Origin of the sequence: Kitasatospora sp. NPDC085464 (genome assembly GCF_044541955.1) — a bacterium.
In the GTDB taxonomy this organism is placed as follows: domain Bacteria; phylum Actinomycetota; class Actinomycetes; order Streptomycetales; family Streptomycetaceae; genus Kitasatospora.
Map to the genome: position 1 here is coordinate 26,755 of NZ_JBITTM010000012.1, position 18,225 is coordinate 44,979.

At 72.8% G+C, this 18,225-nt stretch carries 15 protein-coding genes; 4 read left to right on the forward strand and 11 right to left on the reverse strand.

Annotation, left to right across the window (positions count from 1 at the left end; all coding sequences use genetic code 11):
* Positions 1–4 precede the first annotated feature (4 nt).
* The 5 genes from ACIGG8_RS12695 to ACIGG8_RS12715 all read right to left on the reverse strand — a co-directional run bounded on the left by ACIGG8_RS12695 (position 5) and on the right by ACIGG8_RS12715 (position 5,678).
* Positions 5–814 carry an ABC transporter permease gene (locus tag ACIGG8_RS12695; protein ID WP_396547568.1) on the reverse strand — a complete coding sequence of 270 codons (810 nt, stop codon included), beginning with the start codon at positions 812–814 and terminating at the stop codon, positions 5–7.
* The gene (locus tag ACIGG8_RS12700) at positions 811–1,809 is read right to left on the reverse strand and encodes an ABC transporter ATP-binding protein (RefSeq protein ID WP_396547570.1); all 999 of its coding nucleotides are present in this window, start codon (positions 1,807–1,809) and stop codon (positions 811–813) included. Before ACIGG8_RS12700 ends, ACIGG8_RS12695 begins: the two co-directional genes overlap by 4 nt.
* A gap of 138 nt (positions 1,810–1,947) precedes the next feature.
* Positions 1,948–3,276 (reverse strand): NYN domain-containing protein, encoded by a 1,329-nt coding sequence (locus tag ACIGG8_RS12705; protein ID WP_396547571.1) that lies wholly within the window; start codon positions 3,274–3,276, stop codon positions 1,948–1,950.
* A 303-nt stretch (positions 3,277–3,579) separates the two neighbouring features.
* Positions 3,580–4,608 (reverse strand): aspartate-semialdehyde dehydrogenase, encoded by a 1,029-nt coding sequence (locus ACIGG8_RS12710; protein WP_396547573.1) that lies wholly within the window; start codon positions 4,606–4,608, stop codon positions 3,580–3,582.
* Positions 4,609–4,745: 137 nt separating this feature from the next.
* Positions 4,746–5,678 carry a dihydrodipicolinate synthase family protein gene (locus ACIGG8_RS12715; RefSeq protein ID WP_396547574.1) on the reverse strand — a complete coding sequence of 311 codons (933 nt, stop codon included), beginning with the start codon at positions 5,676–5,678 and terminating at the stop codon, positions 4,746–4,748.
* 29 nt (positions 5,679–5,707) lie between these two features.
* Between ACIGG8_RS12715 and ACIGG8_RS12720 the strand changes: the two genes are divergently transcribed.
* Positions 5,708–6,595: a LysR substrate-binding domain-containing protein gene (locus tag ACIGG8_RS12720; protein WP_396547576.1), complete on the forward strand. Its 888-nt coding sequence runs from the start codon at positions 5,708–5,710 to the stop codon at positions 6,593–6,595.
* Between the two features lie 110 nt (positions 6,596–6,705).
* Here the strand turns inward: ACIGG8_RS12720 and dnaE are convergent, their stop codons facing one another.
* From dnaE to ACIGG8_RS12735, 3 genes are all read right to left on the reverse strand, one after another.
* Positions 6,706–10,239 (reverse strand): DNA polymerase III subunit alpha, encoded by a 3,534-nt coding sequence (gene dnaE / locus ACIGG8_RS12725; RefSeq protein WP_396547577.1) that lies wholly within the window; start codon positions 10,237–10,239, stop codon positions 6,706–6,708.
* A gap of 141 nt (positions 10,240–10,380) precedes the next feature.
* The gene (locus ACIGG8_RS12730) at positions 10,381–11,196 is read right to left on the reverse strand and encodes a hypothetical protein (protein ID WP_396547579.1); all 816 of its coding nucleotides are present in this window, start codon (positions 11,194–11,196) and stop codon (positions 10,381–10,383) included.
* Between the two features lie 76 nt (positions 11,197–11,272).
* Positions 11,273–11,446, reverse strand: a complete 174-nt coding sequence (locus tag ACIGG8_RS12735; protein ID WP_396547580.1) for a hypothetical protein — start codon at positions 11,444–11,446, stop codon at positions 11,273–11,275.
* A 95-nt stretch (positions 11,447–11,541) separates the two neighbouring features.
* Here ACIGG8_RS12735 and ACIGG8_RS12740 point away from each other — a divergent pair, with 95 nt between their 5' ends.
* The 3 genes from ACIGG8_RS12740 (at position 11,542) to ACIGG8_RS12750 (ending at position 13,886) form a co-directional block, all read left to right on the forward strand.
* Entirely contained in the window at positions 11,542–12,321 is a 780-nt protein-coding gene (locus tag ACIGG8_RS12740) for a VOC family protein (protein WP_396547582.1), read from the forward strand.
* Positions 12,322–12,461: 140 nt separating this feature from the next.
* On the forward strand, positions 12,462–13,268 hold the full coding sequence (locus ACIGG8_RS12745) for a hypothetical protein (RefSeq protein WP_396547583.1): 807 nt from the start codon (positions 12,462–12,464) through the stop codon (positions 13,266–13,268).
* A gap of 84 nt (positions 13,269–13,352) precedes the next feature.
* Positions 13,353–13,886 carry a HEAT repeat domain-containing protein gene (locus ACIGG8_RS12750; RefSeq protein WP_396547584.1) on the forward strand — a complete coding sequence of 178 codons (534 nt, stop codon included), beginning with the start codon at positions 13,353–13,355 and terminating at the stop codon, positions 13,884–13,886.
* 123 nt (positions 13,887–14,009) lie between these two features.
* On the opposite strand, the gene ACIGG8_RS12755 is transcribed toward ACIGG8_RS12750, so the two are convergent.
* The 3 genes from ACIGG8_RS12755 to ACIGG8_RS12765 all read right to left on the reverse strand — a co-directional run bounded on the left by ACIGG8_RS12755 (position 14,010) and on the right by ACIGG8_RS12765 (position 17,901).
* The gene (locus ACIGG8_RS12755) at positions 14,010–15,296 is read right to left on the reverse strand and encodes an MFS transporter (protein WP_396547585.1); all 1,287 of its coding nucleotides are present in this window, start codon (positions 15,294–15,296) and stop codon (positions 14,010–14,012) included.
* Positions 15,289–16,014 carry an HAD family hydrolase gene (locus ACIGG8_RS12760; protein WP_396547587.1) on the reverse strand — a complete coding sequence of 242 codons (726 nt, stop codon included), beginning with the start codon at positions 16,012–16,014 and terminating at the stop codon, positions 15,289–15,291. Before ACIGG8_RS12760 ends, ACIGG8_RS12755 begins: the two co-directional genes overlap by 8 nt.
* Before the next feature lie 159 nt (positions 16,015–16,173).
* Positions 16,174–17,901 (reverse strand): carbamoyltransferase C-terminal domain-containing protein, encoded by a 1,728-nt coding sequence (locus ACIGG8_RS12765; protein WP_350522481.1) that lies wholly within the window; start codon positions 17,899–17,901, stop codon positions 16,174–16,176.
* Positions 17,902–18,225: the final 324 nt, after the last annotated feature.

Genomic DNA, 18,225 nt, shown 5'->3' on the forward strand with positions numbered 1-18,225 from the left:
GCCCTCACCGGGAGACGGCCCGCCGGTACGCCCAGGTGGCCACGGCCAGCGACACCACGCCCACCCCGGCGCACACGCCCAGGTCCGCGAGCACCATCGCCCAGTCCGGGTCCGGCGTGAAGGTCCGCGCGAAGGCCTCCACCCCGTACGTGGACGGCAGCAGGTCCCGCAGCCACAGCACCGGCTGCGGCAGGTGGTCGACCGGCAGCACGCCGAGCAGCAGCGCGGCGGACATCCCGAGCTGCCCGAGCATGGTCGCGAGCTCCTGCCGGGGCGCCAGCAGCCCGCAGGCGGCCCCCAGCCCGGACAGCGCGGCCCCGGCGAGCGGCACGACCGCCAGCAGCACCCACAGCTGCCCGAGCGGCAGCCCGAACATGACGGCCCCGACGGCCGCCGTGACCACCGTCCCCGGCAGCGTGAACGAGGCGTACGCGGCGGCCGCCCCGAGCACCACCGACGCCGCCGGCACCGGCAGCGTCGCGTAGTGGTCCAGGCCGCCGGTGGCCCGCAGCTTCCCGAAGTACTGGGCGAGCAGGTTCAGCGCGACGAACGCCACCACCAGCACGCTCGACCCGGCGACCACCGACCGCGCCGCCGAGGACTGCCCGGCCTCCACGACGCCCCGCATCATCACCAGGATGCCGAGGGACTGGAAGGTGGCGACGAACAGCAGCGGGATCCGCGCGACCCGCGCCCGGGCGAGCTGCGCCCGGTACACGGCGGCGAGGGCCGGCAGCAGCCGGGCCGCGGGGGCGAGCGGGGCGGGCCCGGCCGAGGTCCGGCCGGTCCGCGGCGGCGCCGAGAGCAGGGTCACTTGGCCAGTCCTCCGTGGCGGCCGCCCAGCTTGAGGTAGGCGTCCTCAAGGCTCGGGGTGGCGAGGGTGAAGTCGTCGAGCGCGGCGAAGGCCGGGCCGGTGGTGACGGCGGCGACCAGTTCGCGGGCCTGCTCGGGGGTGGTGCGGACGGTCCAGCGGCGGCCGGTGCACTCGGCCCGCTCGCGCAGCGCGGCGACGGCGGGCACGCCGACCGGCGCCTCGTCGCGCCAGACCAGGTCGAGCCGGACGTCGCCGTCCACGAGCGCCTTGAGTCCGCCGGGCGTGTCGCAGGCGATGACCCGGCCGTCGTCCACCACGGCGACCCGGTCGAGCACCGTCTCCGCCTCGATCACGTTGTGGGTGACCAGCAGCACGGTCGTCCCGTGCTCGGCGCGGCGCCGGTCGACGGCGCTCCACACGGCCCGCCGGGCGACGGGGTCCATGCCGGTGGTCGGCTCGTCGAGGACGAGCAGCGGCCGGTCCCCGACCAGGGTGGCCGCGAAGCAGGCGAGCCGCCGCTGCCCGCCGGACAGCTTGGCGAGCGGCCGGGCGGCGATGGCGGTCAGCCCGAGCTCGTCCAGGACGTTCCCGGCCTCGGTCCGTGCCCGGGCCCGGTCGAGCCCGCGCAGCCGTCCGGTCGTCTCGGCGGCGAGCGCGACCGTCAGCTCGTCCAGCGCGGTGGATTCCTGCCCGAGGTAGCCGAGCAGCCGGGCGGCCCGCTCGGGGTGCCGCACGACGTCGTGGCCGAGGAGTTCGACCGTTCCGGAGTCGGGGCGCAGCAGGCCGGTGATCTGGCGGACCAGCGTGGACTTGCCGGCGCCGTTGGGTCCGAGCAGCCCGAAGATCTCGCCCTGCCGGACGGTGAGGCTGATCCCGTCGTTGGCCCGGATCTCGGTGGCGGCCGCGCCGCGCCCGCTGCGGTAGGTCCTGACCAGGTCGCGCACGACGACGCACGGCGGGGTTTCCTCGGGTGCTCGCCCGGCCGTCTCACTCACGACCGGAGACTCTACGCGCTCATACGGGCGAACCGGACACGGGGCCCGGTCGCCGGAGGCCTCGGTCACGCCCGGCCGCCGGTCGGGTGCCCGTCCGTCACCGTCCCGGCCGCCGCCCTCGGCGCCCCGGTCGCCGCCTCAGTCGTCGACGACCATCGATCCGCCGGGCACCCTCGCGGCCATCTCCTTCCAGAACCCCGCCCGGATGGCGTAGCGGTCGTGCTCGTCGATCTGGTCGTCCTTGTGCGCGAGCAGTCCGAAGCGGGCGGCGTAGCGGAGCAGCTCGCCGTCGACGCGGTGCGGGATGCGCGGGTAGTCGGGCCACAGCACGGTGAGCCGTTCGAAGTCGCCGATCCGGTCGCTCCAGCGGCGGGCGAAGACCTGCCCGACCTCGTGGGCGTCCCCGCCGATGGAGGTGATGTCCTCCTCGCGGTCGGCCCAGCGCTGTTCGGCGGTGGTGAGCTGGGCGAGCGTGGGCAGGTTGTCGCCGGCGGTGACGGCGGGCTCCGGGGCGGGCCGGTCGACCCAGCCGCGGTCGGAGGACCACCGCAGCACCGGCCCGGCCTGCGCGACGGCGCCGTGCCCGTTCGTACCGTGGCCGTTGGTACCGTGCCCGTTCATGGCGTGGCCGCCGTGCCCGTTGACCGCGTGGCCGACCGCCCCGTGCCCGTTCGCCGCCGGGGTGATCGGTGTGACGGACGGGGCCCGCCCGGCGAGGTCCTTCGGGGTCGGGACGACCTTGAGCGCGGCCGCCGACTGCGGCCGCTCGTCGCCGGCCGGGGCGGTCGCGGTCGCCGCCACCGCCGCCGGGCGGACCGCCGGAGCCACGTCTGGCAGCGCGGCCGGGGCCGCCGGCGGTGCGGCGAGGATCTTGGCGATCTCCTGCCGCGCCCCGGGTGCCGGGAAGAGGTTGGAGTTGTCCCGCAGCGAGAACGAGCCCTCGATCCACTCCCGGTCCAGCACCCGCCGCTCGTCCGCCTCGCCGACCAGGTCCTCGGACTGGTTGAAGTCACCGTCGGCGGCCTGCAGTGCCCAGAGGTGGACGGCGACGCCGTGCTCCTTGGCGGTCATCATGCCGGGCAGCAGGTCGCCGTCGCCGGTGATCAGTACGACGTCGGCGCAGGCCCGGTTGCGGGCGAGTTCGGAGAGCTCGGCGTGCATCGCGGCGTCCACGCCCTTCTGCACCCACCGCCCCTCCGCCCGGGTGAGCGCCCCGAGCCGTACGGTGACCCGGGGCAGCACGCGCAGCCGGCGGTGCTCGGGCATCGGACGCCGGTCGGGTGCGGCGTCGAACCAGTAGATGCGCAGCAGCGGCAGCCCGGTCTCGGCCTCGGCGCGTTCGCGCAGCGCGGTGATGAGGGCCGTGTGGTTCACCGTGACCTTGGACCGCGACGGATCCCCCGCGAGCAGGCTGGCGGCGGCGCCCAGCAGGTATCCGGCGTCCACCAGGACGACACAGCGGTCCATCGCGCACCTCTTTCCGCTCGCCCTCGGAGTCAGTCGGGTGGGTCGTTCGGGCGGGCGGTCCGCCCTCCGTACGGGCGTGCCGAGGTGAGGGGCCCCCGTCGTCGCCCGATCGTTGGGTCACCTTTTACCCGGGGTTCGCCCGCCGAACCTTGCCGGATGTCCCGGTACCGCAACAGCCGCCCCAACGGAGCGCAAAGAACGCGAAGGCGGGCCCCGTTCAACGACGGAGCCCGCCCGGGGTCACGCGGCGGTGCACCGGCCCTCGGGCCCGGGGTCCGTCCCCGGGCTCCGAGTTCCGGGGTTTCAGGCCTTGAGCTCGGCGGCGACCAGCTCGGCCAGCTGGACGGCGTTGAGCGCGGCGCCCTTGCGCAGGTTGTCGTTCGAGACGAACAGCGACAGGCCGTTGTCCACGGTCTCGTCGACCCGGATGCGCCCGACGTAGCTCGGGTCCTTGCCCGCGGCCTGCAGCGGGGTGGGGATGTCGGACAGCTCGACGCCGGGGGCTCCGGTGAGCAGCTCGACGGCGCGCTCGGGGCTGATCGGGCGCTCGAAGCGGGCGTTGATCTGCAGCGAGTGGCCGGAGAACACCGGGACGCGCACGCAGGTGCCGGCGACCTTCAGTTCCGGGATGCCGAGGATCTTGCGGCTCTCGTGGCGGAGCTTCTGCTCCTCGTCGGTCTCGTTGGAGCCGTCCTCGACGATGGAGCCGGCCAGCGGCACCACGTTGAAGGCGATCGGGCGCTGGTAGACCTTGGGCTCGGGGAACTCGACCGCGTCGCCGTCGTGGGCGAGCCCGGCGGCGCCGTCGATGACCTTGGAGGCCTGGCCCTGGAGCTCGGCGACACCGGCGACGCCGCTGCCGGAGACGGCCTGGTAGGTGGAGACGACCAGCGCGGCCAGGCCGGCCTCCTCGTGCAGCGGGCGCAGCACGGGCATGGCGGCCATGGTGGTGCAGTTCGGGTTGGCGATGATGCCCTTGGGGCGGTCCACGACGGCCTCGGGATTGACCTCGGAGACCACCAGCGGGACCTCGGGGTCGCGGCGCCAGGCGGAGGAGTTGTCGATGACGACGGCACCGGCCGCGGCGACCTTGGGGGCGAGGGCCTTGGAGGTGGCGCCGCCGGCGGAGAAGATCACGATGTCGAGGCCCGTGTAGTCGGCCGTGGTCGCGTCCTCGACGGTGACCTCGGTGCCCTGCCAGGGCAGGGTGCGCCCGGCCGAGCGGGCCGAGGCGAACAGCCGCAGCTGCTCCACCGGGAAGTCACGGTCCGCCAGGATCTCGCGGACCACGCTGCCGACCTGGCCGGTGGCACCGACAATGCCGATCTTCATTTCCGACTACTCCTCTGAATGGTGCTGTTCACAGCCGCACTCTGCCCATCATGCCTTGTCACGCGGGCGGGGCGACCTGCCGTTTCACTGCTTGAGAGGGGGGCCACCGCGCGGGAGGCCCTCCGGACGGGCGGAGGCTAGCGGTCCAGACCATTCACCAGGTCCAGCGCAGCGCGGACCTCCGCCGCTCCCGCCGGGAGCAGCGGCAGCCGGACGTCCGGGGTCGGGATCCGCCCCTGGGCGTGCAGCACGCCCTTGGTGACCGCCGGGTTCGGCGCCGCGAAGGCGGCCAGGGCCAGGCCGGTCAGCCGGTGTCCGAGGGCCCGTGCCCGGTCGACGTCCCCGGCCTGCCAGGCCTGCGCCAGCTCCACGAACCGGCCGGTGGCCAGGTGGGCGGAGGCGAGGATGCCGCCGGGCCCGCCGAGCGCCATCATCGGCGAGAGGAAGGCGTCCTCCCCGGCCAGGACCGCGAACCCGGCGGGGGCGTCGGCGAGCAGTTCCACGCCCGCCTGGTCCAGCCCGCCGGTGGCGTACTTGACGCCCACCACGCCGTCGATCGCGGCGATCTCGCGCAGCGCGGCGGCCGACAGCTGCTGCCCGGTGCGGTACGGGATGTGGTAGACGACCAGCGGCAGCGGGCTGCTCGCGGCCAGCGCCCGGAAGTGCGCGACCGTCCCCGCCTCGCCGGGCCGTACGAACGCCGGGACGGTGACCAGCGCGGCCGCCGCCCGCGGCACCCGCGCAGCGAGCGCGGCCAGCGAATCGGCGGTCGCCCCGGTGTCCCCGCCGTGCGCGCCGATGATCAGCTGCGCCCCGCGCGTGGCGCAGGCGGCCGCGGCGACGTCCACCACCGCGTCCCGCTCCTGCGCGCTCAGCGCGGCCGGCTCGCCGGTGGTGCCGAGCGCGACCAGTCCGGCCGCACCGGCGTCGAGCAGCTCGTGGGCGAGCTTCTCCAGCGAGTCGAGGGCGACGCTGCCGTCGGCGGCGAACGGGGTGACGAGGGGGACGTAGATGCCCTTGAGTTCCATGTCCACGATCCTGCGGCCGCCGTCACCGCAGGTCCAGTTCACATTTCCGATGCTTCTCGTAAGCTGAGCCGATGCTCGACGTCCGACGCCTGCGCCTGCTGCGCGAACTCGCCCACCTCGGCACCATCGCGGCCGTGGCCGAGGCGCTGTCCTTCAGCCCTTCCGCGGTCTCCCAGCAGCTGTCCGTCCTGGAGAAGGAGGCCGGTGTCCCGCTGCTGGAGCGCACCGGCCGGCGGGTCACCCTCACCCCGGCCGGGCGCAACCTGGTCCGGCACGCCGAGTCGGTGCTCGCCCTGCTGGAGCAGGCGGGCGCCGAACTCGCCCACGCCAAGCGGGGGTTGGCCGGTCCGCTGCGGATCGGCACCTACCCCTCGGCGGCCCGCGCGATCATCCCGGCGGTGATGGCGGAACTGGCCGCCTGGCACCCCGGGCTGGAGCCGATGGTCACCGAGGTCGACCCGGCGGCCGTCGGCGCGGCCCTGCGCGCGGGCGAACTGGACGTGGCCCTGGTGCACGAGTACGACCTCGTCCCGGCCGACCCCGAGCCCGGCCTCGCGGCGACCCGCCCGGTCTTCACCGAACCCATGTACCTGGCCGCCCGCACCCCGGGGGCGATCGCCGAACAGCGCGGCGCGCCCTGGATCATGTCCCCGCCCGGCACGCTCTGCCACACCATGGCCGTCCGCGCCTGTGAGGCGGCCGGCTTCGCCCCCCGGATCCGCCACCAGATCGACGACTACACCACCGTCCTCGCCCTGGTCGCCGCCGGGCAGGGCGTGGCCCTCGTCCCCCACCTCGGCACCGCCCAGCCCCCGCCCGGCGTGGTCCTCACCCGACTCCCGATGTACCGCCGCACCCGCGCCGCCTTCCGGGCCGGCGCCGGCTCCCACCCGGCCATCTCCGCCTTCGTCTCGGCCCTCCACACCGCGGTACCGCCGGGCCTCGGCAGCGGCTCCTGAAGCCCCGGAGCAGAAGTTCCCCGCGCCCGGAAGGGGCACGGGGAACCACGCGCAGCGGAAGGCCGCCGCCCGCACTCGGGATCCGCCGGCCGGACGCACCCGCAGGGGCCTCACACCACCAGACAGCTGGGCCCGAGCAGTTGCTTCAGGTCCCCGAACAGCGCCGGGTCCGACTTCACCCGGTGCCGGTCGAGCCGCAGCACCGTCGTCTTGGTGCGGCTCTCCAGCCGCACCCGGACCTCGGTGGTGCCCCGGTGGCTCCCCAGCACCTCGCCCAGTCGCGCCACCAGCGGAGGCGTGACCTTCCCGCTCGGGATGTTGATGACGATCGGCGCCTCGGCGTGCGCGTTCGACAGGTCGGGGACGGACAGTTCCATCCCCATCAGCCGCGGCACGTCCTCCCGCTTGTCGAGCTTGCCGCGCACGAACACCACGGCGTCCTCGACCAGTTGGGAGGACACCAGCTGGTAGCTCGCCGGGAAGAACATGCAGTCGATCGAGCCCGCCAGGTCCTCGACGGTCGCGATGGCCCAGGCGTTGCCCTGCTTGGTCATCTTCCGCTGGAGGCCCGAGATGATGCCGCCGATGGTGACGATCGTGCCGTCCGGCCGTTCCGCGAGGTCGGCGACCGCGCAGTCCGCCTTGTCGGCGAGCACGTGCTCGATGCCGTGCAGCGGGTGCGAGGAGACGTACAGGCCGAGCATCTCCCGCTCCTGGGTGAGCAGGAAGGACTTCTCCCACTCCTCCTCGGAGAAGACGACGTCGAGCCCGAAGCTCGGCTCGTCGGCCGTGGCGTCGCCGCCGAAGAGGTCGAACTGCCCCTCGGCCTCCTTGCGCTTCACGCCGACGACGTTGTCGATCATCGGCTCGAACTGCGCGCTGAGCCCCTTGCGGGTGTGCCCGAGCGAGTCGAAGGCCCCGGCCTTGATCAGCGATTCGACGGTCCGCTTGTTGCAGACCACCGACTCGACCTTGTCCAGGAAGTCGGGGAAGGAGGAGAACTTCCCCTTGGTCTTCCTCGTCCGGATCATCGAGTCGACCACCGGTCCGCCGACGTTGCGGATGGCGGTGAGGCCGAAGCGGACGGTGTCGTCACCGTGCGGGGTGAAGTCCGAGTCCGACTCGTTGACGTCCGGCGGAAGGACGTTGATGCCCATCTTGCGGCACTCGTTGAGGTAGACCGCGGACTTGTCCTTGTCGTCCTTGACGGACGTGAGCAGGCCGGACATGTACTCGGCCGGGAAGTTGGCCTTGAGGTAGGCCGTCCAGTACGAGACCAGCCCGTAACCCGCGGTGTGGGCTTTGTTGAACGCGTAGCCGGAGAAGGGGACGAGGACGTCCCACACCGCCTGGATGGCCGCGTCGGAGTAGCCGCGCTCGCGGCAGCCCTTCTGGAAGGGGACGAACTCCGCCTCCAGGATCTCCTTCTTCTTCTTGCCCATGGCGCGGCGCAGCAGGTCCGCCTGGCCGAGCGAGTAGCCGGCGAGGATCTGCGCGGCCTTCTGCACCTGCTCCTGGTAGACGATCAGACCGTACGTCGGCCGGAGCACCTCCTCCAGGGGCTCCTCCAGCTCCGGGTGGATCGGGGTGATCTCCTGCTGGCCGTTCTTGCGCAGCGCGTAGTTGGTGTGGGAGTTGACGCCCATCGGGCCCGGTCGGTAAAGCGCCAGGACGGCCGAGATGTCCTCGAAGTTGTCGGGCTTCATCAGGCGCAGCAGCGAGCGCATGGGGCCGCCGTCGAGCTGGAAGACGCCGAGCGTGTCACCGCGCGAGAGGAGTTCGTAGGTCGGCTTGTCGTCCAGGGGCAGATCAAGCAGGTTGATCTTGATGCCCTTGTTCTTCTCGATCGCCTTGACGGCGTCGTCCATGATCGTCAGGTTGCGCAGGCCGAGGAAGTCCATCTTGAGGAGGCCGAGGCCCTCACAGGTGGGGTAGTCGAACTGCGTGATGGTGACGCCGTCGGTGTGCCGGGTCCAGACCGGGATGTGGTCGGTCAGCGGCTCGGCGGACATGATGACGCCGGCGGCGTGCACGCCGGGCTGGCGGATCAGGCCCTCGATGCCCCGCGCGGTGTCGATGACCTTCTTGACGTCCGGGTCGGTCTCGTACAGGCCGCGGATCTCGCCGGCCTCGCTGTAGCGCGGGTGCGAGGAGTCGGTGATGCCCGACAGCGGGATGCCCTTGCCCATCACGTCCGGCGGCATGGCCTTGGTGATCCGGTCGCCCATCGCGTACGGGTAGCCGAGGACCCGCGAGGAGTCCTTGATGGCGGCCTTCGCCTTGATGGTGCCGTACGTGACGATCATGGCGACCTTGTCGGACCCCCACTTCTCCGTCACGTAGCGGATCACGTCACCGCGCCGGCGCTCGTCGAAGTCGATGTCGACGTCGGGCATGGAGATGCGCTCGGGGTTGAGGAAGCGCTCGAAGATCAGGCCGTGCGGGATCGGGTCGAGGTCGGTGATGCCCATCGCGTACGCGACCAGCGAGCCGGCCGCCGAACCACGGCCGGGGCCCACCGCGATGCCCTGGCTCTTGGCCCACATGATGAAGTCGGCGACCACGAGGAAGTACGCCGGGAACCCCATCTGGATGATGGTGTCCATCTCGTACTCGGCGAGCTTCTTGTGCTCCTCGTCGTACCCGCCCGGGAAGCGCCAGTCCATGCCCTCCCAGACCTTGGACTTGAAGAAGTCCGCCTCGGACTCGAAGCCCTCCGGGATGGGGAAGCGGGGCATGAGGTTCTTGAACTTGAACATGCCCTCGGTGTCGACGCGCGAGGCGACGAGGAGCTGGCTGTTGCGGCAGCCCTCCTGCCAGGCGTCCGAGGAGTCCAGCGCGTACATCTCGGCGGCGGACTTGATGTAGTAGCCGGTGCCGTCGAAGCGGAAGCGGTCCGGGTCGGAGAGGTTCTTGCCGGTCTGGACGCAGAGCAGCAGGTCGTGCGCGCCGGCGTCGGCCTCGGTGGTGTAGTGCGAGTCGTTGGTGACGACCGGGGGGATGTTCAGCTTCTTGCTGATCTCCAGCAGCCCGTCGCGGACCCGCTTCTCGATGTCGAGGCCGTGGTCCATCAGCTCCAGGAAGTAGTTCTCCTTGCCGAAGATGTCCTGGTAGTCGGCGGCGGACTTCACGGCCTCGTCGAACTGGCCCAGGCGCAGCCTGGTCTGCACCTCGCCGGAGGGGCAGCCGGTGGTGGCCATCAGGCCGCCGGAGAGCTCGGAGATCAGCTCCTTGTCCATCCGGGGCCACTTCACCAGCCAGCCCTCGGCGTAGGAGCGCGAGGTCAGCTTGAAGAGGTTGTGCAGGCCCTCCTTGTTGCGGGCCCAGATGGTCTTGTGGGTGTACGCGCCGGACGCGGAGACGTCGTCCTTCTTCTGGTGCGGCTGGCCCCACAGGATGCGCTTGGTGTTGGAGCGCGACTCGGGGGCGACGTACGCCTCGATGCCGATGACGGGGGTGATGCCGGCGTCGGTGGCCTGCCGGTGGAACTCGGCGGCGCCGTACATGTTGCCGTGGTCGGTCATCGCCACATGGGTCTGACCGAGGCGCTCGACCTCCTTGAACATCTGCTTCAGCCGGGCGGCACCGTCCAGCATCGAGTACTCGGTGTGGACGTGCAGATGCGCGAACGGCTGGTCGCTCAAGGCGGGGCCTCCGGAGGCTCTGGTGCTGGTCTGGTGGGCCGGCGAACGCGCGGGTCACAGGGAGGGGAAGCCCTGGAAATGGATGTGGCCCGGACCGCCTCACGGGGTCCGGACCATCACTCACACGTTCACGCGTCCACTCTAGCCCGCCGTCGAGCCGCCGCCGAGCCGTGTCGCGGCGGCCTTCCGGACGGCCGAGTGCTCCATCGGGTCGTCCCGCAGGCGGGCCAGGCGGTCCCGGACGTCGGGGCGGTCGGGGGCGTGCTCGACGCCGAGCAGCCGGGCTCGCGCTTCGCAGTCCCAGAGTGACTCGGCGTACGCCTCGGCCGTGCCCGCGGAGCCGAGCGCCGCCAGTGCCTCCAGGTACGACGGGCGCTCGTGCGAGTGCGGCGTCCACAGCCAGAAGCGGCGCAGGAGGGAGATCGCCCCGGCGGCCTGCGCACCGGCCCGCGCCAGCCCGCGCGCCGTGCGCATCGGGCCGCACCAGGTGCCGTCCACCCAGTCCCGCTCCAGCTCGGCGAGCAGCGCCGGGACGTCCGGCTCGCCTCCCGGCCCGTCCGGCGGCGCCACGACGGGGAGCTCCCCCTGCCCCGCCTCCTGCGCCTCCTGCGCCTCCGGCGGCAGGTGCGCCCGCAGCGCGTCCCGGGCTTCGGCCGAGCCGCCGCGGGCCAGCAGCGTCAGCACACCGGCCGCCCGGTCGCGGGTCCCCTCGTCCGCGGCCAGCATCCCGACGACGGGGGCGAGCGGCAGCTCCAGGTCCCGGACCAGCCGGGCGAGGTACAGGTGGCGGTCGTCCAGCGCGGCGTCCCAGCGCCACTCCCAGCGGATGCAGCCGTACACCAGGTCGGCGGCGGCCGCCGGATCCTCCGCCGCCATCGTGGCGCCCAGGCCGCGACCGCGCTGCAGCAGCCCGGGGAGGGTGTTCGGCGGTGCGTACTCGTGTCTCCGCTGTGTCACGTGGTCCATCGTGCCGCAGCCCCCGATTGCCCGGACAACGCCCTCCGGTGGATCGCGGACCGGCACCGGCGATCCCTCAGCCCAGGCGTTCGACCGGCTGGCGCACGACGGTCTTCAGCTTCTCCAGCGCTGTCCTGCGCGGGTCGCCGAGGTAGACCTCGTGGTGCAGGCCCGACGGCCGCAGGCCCTCGGCCCCCCGGGCGCCGAGGCCTGGCTGATCAGGCCGCGCGCCCCGACCCTCACCCGCCACCCGGCGGACCACCGCCGCGGCGGCGTGTCGAGTGGCGATTTCCCCTCCAGCGACGAAATCGTGACCGGCAGCAAAACCCACCGGAAAGGGTCAAAATGCCTGAAGTCACCACCCCGTACGCGACCGGCACGCCCTGCTGGGTCGACCTGATGGCGAAGGACCAGCAGGCCGCGCTGGACTTCTACCGCGACCTCTTCGGCTGGCAGGGCCAGCCCGGCCCGGCCGAGTTCGGCGGCTACGCGGTCTGCGAGCTCGGCGGCAAGGCCGCGGCCGGCATCGGCCCGGCGATGTCCCCCGAGGGGATGCCGGAGCCGCCGACCGTGTGGAACAGCTACCTGTCCACCACCGACGCCCAGGCCACCCAGGACGCCATCGTCTCCGCCGGTGGCACCCTGCTCGTCCCGGTGGTGGACGTCGGCGACCTGGGCCGGATGCTGATCGCCGCCGACCCGCAGGGCGCGGTCTTCGGCGCCTGGCAGCCCGGCGAGTTCTTCGGCGCCCGAGTGGTCAACGAGGCCGGAGCACTGACCTGGAACGAGCTGCACACCAGCGACATCCCCGCCGCGACCGCCTTCTACGGCGAGGCGTTCGGCATCGAGATCGAGCCACTGGCCGGCGCGGACTCCTACTGGGAGCTGCGGGTCGGCGGCCGCGCGGTCGGCGGCGCCACCCTCCTCGCCAACGACCCGCCCGGCACCCCGGCGCACTGGCTGACCTACTTCGCGGTCGACGACGTCGACTCCACTGTGGACGCCCTGGTCAAGCGCGGCGGCACCGTCCTCGCCCCGCCCTTCGACATGGTGGCCGGCCGGATGACCGTCGTCGCCGACCCCCAGGGCGCCCCCTTCGCCATGATCAGGCCCGGCCCGATGTAGCCCCACCCCACCCCCGGGCCGGGGACCGCCCGTCCGGACCGCTCCGGGCGGGCGGGCCCCGGCCCTCACCCGTCCGCGCCAACTTCCGCCCACGTCAACACCCTTGAGGTGAACGAACCACTCCTGCTTGACTGACCACCGTGACCGACGCCACCGCCGCCCCCGAAGCCCTCGGAGCCCTCCTCAGCCGCCACCGGGTCGCCAACGGCACCCGCTGGGTCAACGCCGCGTGGGCCCTGCCGATCGGCGTCCTCACCTCCTGGCTGGGCCTGTGGGCCCTGCTCGGGAGCAGCGACGACGGCTCCTCCGGCGGCGGCCAGGGGCTCGGCGTGGCGCTCGGCCTCGGCGTGTGCGGGCTCGGCATCGGCCTCACCCAGGCCGTACGGGCACTGCGCGGTGGCGGCGGCGAGTACTTCGACGTCCACGAGCACGGCCTGGTCCACGGCAATGCCCGCGGCCCGAAGGGGAGTTGGCGCTGGCCCGAGGTCGTCGCCGTCACCGTCCCGACCCGCCGGGACTCGGTCGGCGCCTTCGCCCACCGCTTCGGCAACGACTACCGCTGCATCCTCACCCTGGTCGGCGGCAAGCGGGTCCGGATCGACGGCCTGGCCACCGGCGCCCCCGCCCTGGGCAACGCCGTGATCGACCACTGCCCGGACGCCCGGCTGCTCACCGGCGAGGAGTGGACCCGCAAGGCGGGCGGCTGGCTGCTCCTGGCGGCCGCGCTCTGCGTCGGCGCGATCATCGCGATGGTCACCTACATCTCGGACCACCCGGACGGCGAGAAGGTCACCGTCGACGCCAACGGCAACACCGCCCACGACTTCGTCCAGGGCCTGGACGACGGCACGATCATGCTCCTCGGCCTCGGCATGGTCGCCTGCGGGATCGCCGCCGTCACCTGCCTCTCCCTCTTCGTCCACGGCCGCACCCGCCGCCCCCGCTGAGCCCCTGAACCCCTGGCTCCCCGAACCGGCTCCCCGGCCCGAAATCCCTTTGCCCCGCCGCCCTTTGCGGCGGACACTCGCCCCATGCTCGGATTCACACGGACCGACAACGAAGCCCTCGTCTCCTGCCTGGGCGACCCCCAGCGCACCGTCGCCGCCTACCACACGCTGCTCGGCCGCGGGGCCGACGCGCTGGACACCATCCGCACCGGTCTCTCCCACGCCGACCCGGCCGTACGGGAGGGCTGCTGCCGCCTCCTCGACCACCTGGTCGACCTGGACTCGATGGACCTGCTCATCGCCATGGCCGACGACCCGGACGCCCGCGTCCGGACCGCCGCCTTCCACGCCCTGGCCTGCGACCGCTGCAAGGACGACGCCTGCGCCCCCGGTGCGGACCGGGTCCTCGCCCCGGCGCTGCAGCACCTGGCCACCGACCCCGACCCGCACGTCCGCGCGATGGCCGCCGAACTCGTCGGCAAGTTCGTCCACACCGAACCGCGCGCCCTCGCCGCGCTGCAGGCCTCGCACGACGGGGATCCGAACCCGACCGTGCGCAAGAAGGCCGGCTGGTTCACCCCGGGCGGCCCGATCCACGAGCGCACCCGCCCGCGCTGAGGACCGACGCCCGGAGTTCGACGTTCGGTGCCCGGCGCGCGATGCGCAGGAAGTCGGCCCGTCCGACCTCCTGCGCACCGGCACCGCCCGTCCGCCCACGTACCCCTACGGCCGCCCTACGGCCTACCGCCGAGCGGCCCGCAGCCACAGCGCGAGCCCGAGGCAGAGCAGGCACGCCCCGGCCAGCACCAGCGGGATCACCACCGCCCCGCCCGACCCGCCGAGCGCCCCCACCACTGCCGGTACGACGGCGTTGCCGAGCATGCAGCAGAGCGTCAGCACCGAGGTCGCCTGCTGCGGCACCGCGGCCACGCCGGAGACCCAGGCGATCAGGGTCGGCAGCACGGGCGCCAGCGCCAGCCCGGCCAGCGGGTAGGCCACCACCGCGAGGTGCGGCACGGCGGCCAGCGCGAGCGCGCCGAGCCCGGCGGCCAGGTAGGCCGGCAAGGTGGTCCGGCCCGGCAGCCGTCTGGTCAACTGCGGGACGACCAGCCGCCCGACGGCCATCCCGGCCCAGAATCCCGAGGCCGCCGTCGTCGCGGCCTGCGTGCTCCAGCCGTCGCGCACCAGCTGGGTCGACTGCCAGGTGCCGATGCTGGTCTCCATGCCCGCGTACACCAGGCCGACCAGCAGGAACGGGAGCAACTCCAGCCCGATCCGGGCGCGTCGGCCCCCGCGACCATCCGCATTCCCGCCCGTGGTCCCGCCCGCGTCACCGTCCGTGGTCCCGCCCGCGTCACCATCCGCACCGGTCGCGGCTCCGGGCGCGGCTCCGGGAACCGCGAGCACCGCCCCCGCGCGTCCGACCAGGAAGCACGGCAGCGCGCACACCGCCGCCGCCAGCGCGAGCAGCCGGATGTCCGTGTGCCCGACGGCCCCCGCGGCCAGCGGGCCCAGCATCGCGCCGATCCCGAAGACCGCGTTCAGCCGGTTGACCATCACCACGCTGTTCCCGGCGAACCCGCGCGCGAACGCCGTGTTCAGGGTGAGCGCCAGCCCGCCGTAGCCGATGCCGGTGACCGCCGCGCAGCAGAGGTAGGCGGTCCAGCCCGGACTGGCCGCCATCCCCGCGGCGCCCGCCGCGAAGACCGCGAGCAGGACGGGCGGAGCCGACCGGACGTTCAGCCGCCGCCCGAGCAGCCCGATGCACACCGTCGCCGCGAGCGCCCCGAGGTTGTACGCGGAGACCACCCGCCCGACCTCGTGCTCGGCGCCGAACCGCTCCCGCAAGAACGGGAGCGAGGCGCCGAGCGAGGCGGTGAGCACACCCAGGACGAGGAAGACGCAGAACGCCGAGACCGCCGCCGACCCGGCCATCACCGGCGTCGCGGCCGGCTCCTCCCCCGCCGCCGGTCCCGGCGCGGAGTCGACGAGGGCGGGGGTGGACTCGGCCCCGCGCAGCTCAGTCACCGTCGGGTCCGACCGCGAGCGCCACGGTGACCCGCCCGTCCGGGTCGGTCAGCGTGATCGCCCCGCCGGCGCCGCCGTGCTCCACCAGCAACGCGGTGAAGTCCGGCACCGCGACCACCGCGCCGGCCTCGACCAGGGCCGGCCCGCCGATCCCGACGCACACCGACCCGGCGGCGACGGCCGAGCGCACCCCGCTGACCGAGTCCTCGAAGACCAGCGCGCGCTGCGGCCGGATCCCGAGCCCCCGGCAGGCCGCCAGGTACGGGTCCGGGTGCGGCTTGCCCCGCTCGACGTCGTCCCGGGTGACCCGCACCCGGAAGACGTCGAGCAGGCCGAGCCCGCCCAGCGCGTTGTCGATCTTCCGGGTCCAGCTGCTGGTGGCCAGGCCGATCGGCACACCCGCGCGCCAGAGCCGGGTGGCGAGCCCGTCCGCACCGGCGACGGCCCGGTAGGGGGCCTCCTCCTCGACGGTGTCCACCTCGGCCCAGATGGCCTTCCGGTCGGCGTCCGAGCGGTCCGGGAAGATCAGCCTCACCGTCTGGTCGCCGGTCCGCCCGTGGACGTACTCCTCGACCTCCGGGTCGGCCAGCACCCGGCCGTGGCGCCGGGCCACCGTCCGCCACGCCTCCTCGATCACGGGCCTTGAGTCGATCAGGACCCCGTCCATGTCGAAGACGACGGCCTCGACCTCGTACCGCGTTCCGGCTTGCGGCTGCATCGGTCTCCTCACTCGGCTTTCGCGCCATACGGTCTGACGACAGTTCAACTCCCATCGGCCGGACGGTCAACTGGACTAGACCTCACAGGGAGGATCCGCCCACCCGACCGACCCGGCCCCGGGCCCCGGGCTCCGGGCTCCGGGCTCCGGGCCGCCGGCCTAGCCCGCCTGCCGCGCCATGAAGCCGTCGGCGGAGTCCTTCCAGACCAGGTACACGTCGTCCACCAGCAGCAGGTCGATCACCTCGTCGGCCAGCGGGTCCAGCGCGTCGCGGTGCGACCCGACGATCGGCTCCTCGTGCTTGTTGAACGAGGTGTTCACCAGCGCCGCCTGGCCGCTGCGGTCGTACCAGGCCATCAGCAGGCCGTGCAGGAACGGGTCGTCCTGGGAGCGGACGATCTGCGGCCGAGCGGTGTTGTCGACGTGCACCACCGCCGGGCAGGCCTTGGCGAACGGCTCGTGGCAGTCGTAGGTGATGGTCATGAACAGCGCGGCCGGCTGCTCCGGCTCCCAGCCCACGTAGCAGTCGGCCGCCAGGTCCTCGGCGGTGATCGGCGCGAAGGGCATGAACTCGGTACGGTTCAGGCGCTTGTTGAGCCAGTCGTTCATGGTCACGTCGGCGGTGCCGTAGATGACGCTGCGCCGGCCGAGGGCGCGCGGGCCGAACTCCATCCGGCCGCGGTAGGTGCCGATGACCTGGTCCGCGTCCAGCGCGGCGAGCAGGACGTCCTGCATGGACTCGCCGAGCCGGCGGTAGCGCAGTTCGGGGTAGTCCCGCAGGATCTCGTCCAACCGGCCCTCGGAGATCGCCGCGTCCGGCCCGAGTGCCATCGAGGGCACCCGCGGGCGCTCGCCGGTCTCCCGGTGGGCCACGATCACGGCGGTCTGCAGCGGCAGCCCGCCGTCACCCATCGGCGGCAGCACGTAGACGTTCCGCACGCCCTCGGTCTCGAAGATCCGCTGGTTGAGCTTGACGTTGGCGAACACCCCGCCGGACAGGCAGACGTTCCCGCTCGGCGCCCGGCCGATGTGCCGCGCGACCACGGCGGTCAGCAGGTTCTCCACGTGCCGCTGGGCCGCCGCCGCTACGTCGGCCGGCTCGTGGGTGGCGATCTCGGCCAGCAACTCCTCGGAGTAGCCCTGGTAGGACGGCTGGTACCAGTCGCCGCAGCGGGCCCGGATGGCGCCGTTCTCCTCGACGTCGATCATGCGCCGCATCAGCGGGAGCAGCTTCTCCGGGTCCCCGTTGGCGGCGAGGCCGGTGATCTTGCCCTCGTGGCGGTTGGGCCGGAAGCCGAGCAGCTTGGTGATCCGGCCGTAGAAGTAGCCGAGGCTGTCGATCGAGGTCTCGCGCTGGAGCACCTCCTCGCCGCCGGGGAAGTAGTGCGTGACGGTCAGGGACTGGAAGTCCCCGCGGCCGTCGCAGGTGACCACGAGGGCGTCGTCGAACGGGGAGCAGAGGAAGGCGCCCAGGCCGTGCGACTCGTGGTGGTCGACGTGAACCACCTTGCCGCGCAGTCCGTTCTCCTCGATGAAGGCATCGAACTCGCCGCGCTTCTCACGGTCGTTCAGAATTTCGTCGGATATCCGCTTGCGGAGGTGCGGAAGCGCCTCCGGGCGGAGCCTGGCCTCCTCCGAAATTCGGTCCACATAGAGCAACAGGTGCTTTTCGGCGCTGAATCCCGCCTGCCATCCGTAGGCCACCCGGTCGACATCGGAAAGGCTGACGCCGGCCTCCTTCAGGACGTAGTCGATCGACTGCTCCGGCCAGGTCTTGTGGTCCTTGACCCGGGAGAAGCGCTCCTCGCTGACGGCCGCGACGACCGTACCGTCCTGGACCAGGCAGGCGCCGGCCAGGTCGTTGTTGGTGATTCCGAGAACGAGCATGTGCCGCTCCGATGCTTGAGTCGCGGGAAATGGCCCGACGGCATTTCCACGGATTTGGCGAGCTGGTGAGGCAGGAGTGCACCGCGACTCTATGGAGAGGTTTCCCGGGAGATCAACGACGCCGTGGGGAATCCGGTCAACCTGACCGGCCGTCGGACGGTGACGCCGGGACGGCCGTCCGGTTAACAACAGTTCGTAGCGTGATCATCCCTGCTGGCCGGATGGCACATGCCCGACAAGAGGTCTGGACCACAACCCCCTTGATCACTGTGGGTAGCTGTCCGGAAACAGTCTTTCCGGTCCACGGACGGCGCCCGACCGGCA

Coding starts and splice junctions, on each gene's coding strand:
- ACIGG8_RS12720 (WP_396547576.1), top strand. CDS start 5,708: ATGCTCGACGTCCGACGCCTGCGCCTGCTGCGCGAACTCGCCCACCTC.
- ACIGG8_RS12710 (WP_396547573.1), bottom strand. CDS start 4,608: ATGAAGATCGGCATTGTCGGTGCCACCGGCCAGGTCGGCAGCGTGGTC.
- ACIGG8_RS12765 (WP_350522481.1), bottom strand. CDS start 17,901: ATGCTCGTTCTCGGAATCACCAACAACGACCTGGCCGGCGCCTGCCTG.
- ACIGG8_RS12705 (WP_396547571.1), bottom strand. CDS start 3,276: ATGGACCGCTGTGTCGTCCTGGTGGACGCCGGATACCTGCTGGGCGCC.
- ACIGG8_RS12740 (WP_396547582.1), top strand. CDS start 11,542: ATGCCTGAAGTCACCACCCCGTACGCGACCGGCACGCCCTGCTGGGTC.
- ACIGG8_RS12760 (WP_396547587.1), bottom strand. CDS start 16,014: ATGCAGCCGCAAGCCGGAACGCGGTACGAGGTCGAGGCCGTCGTCTTC.
- ACIGG8_RS12750 (WP_396547584.1), top strand. CDS start 13,353: ATGCTCGGATTCACACGGACCGACAACGAAGCCCTCGTCTCCTGCCTG.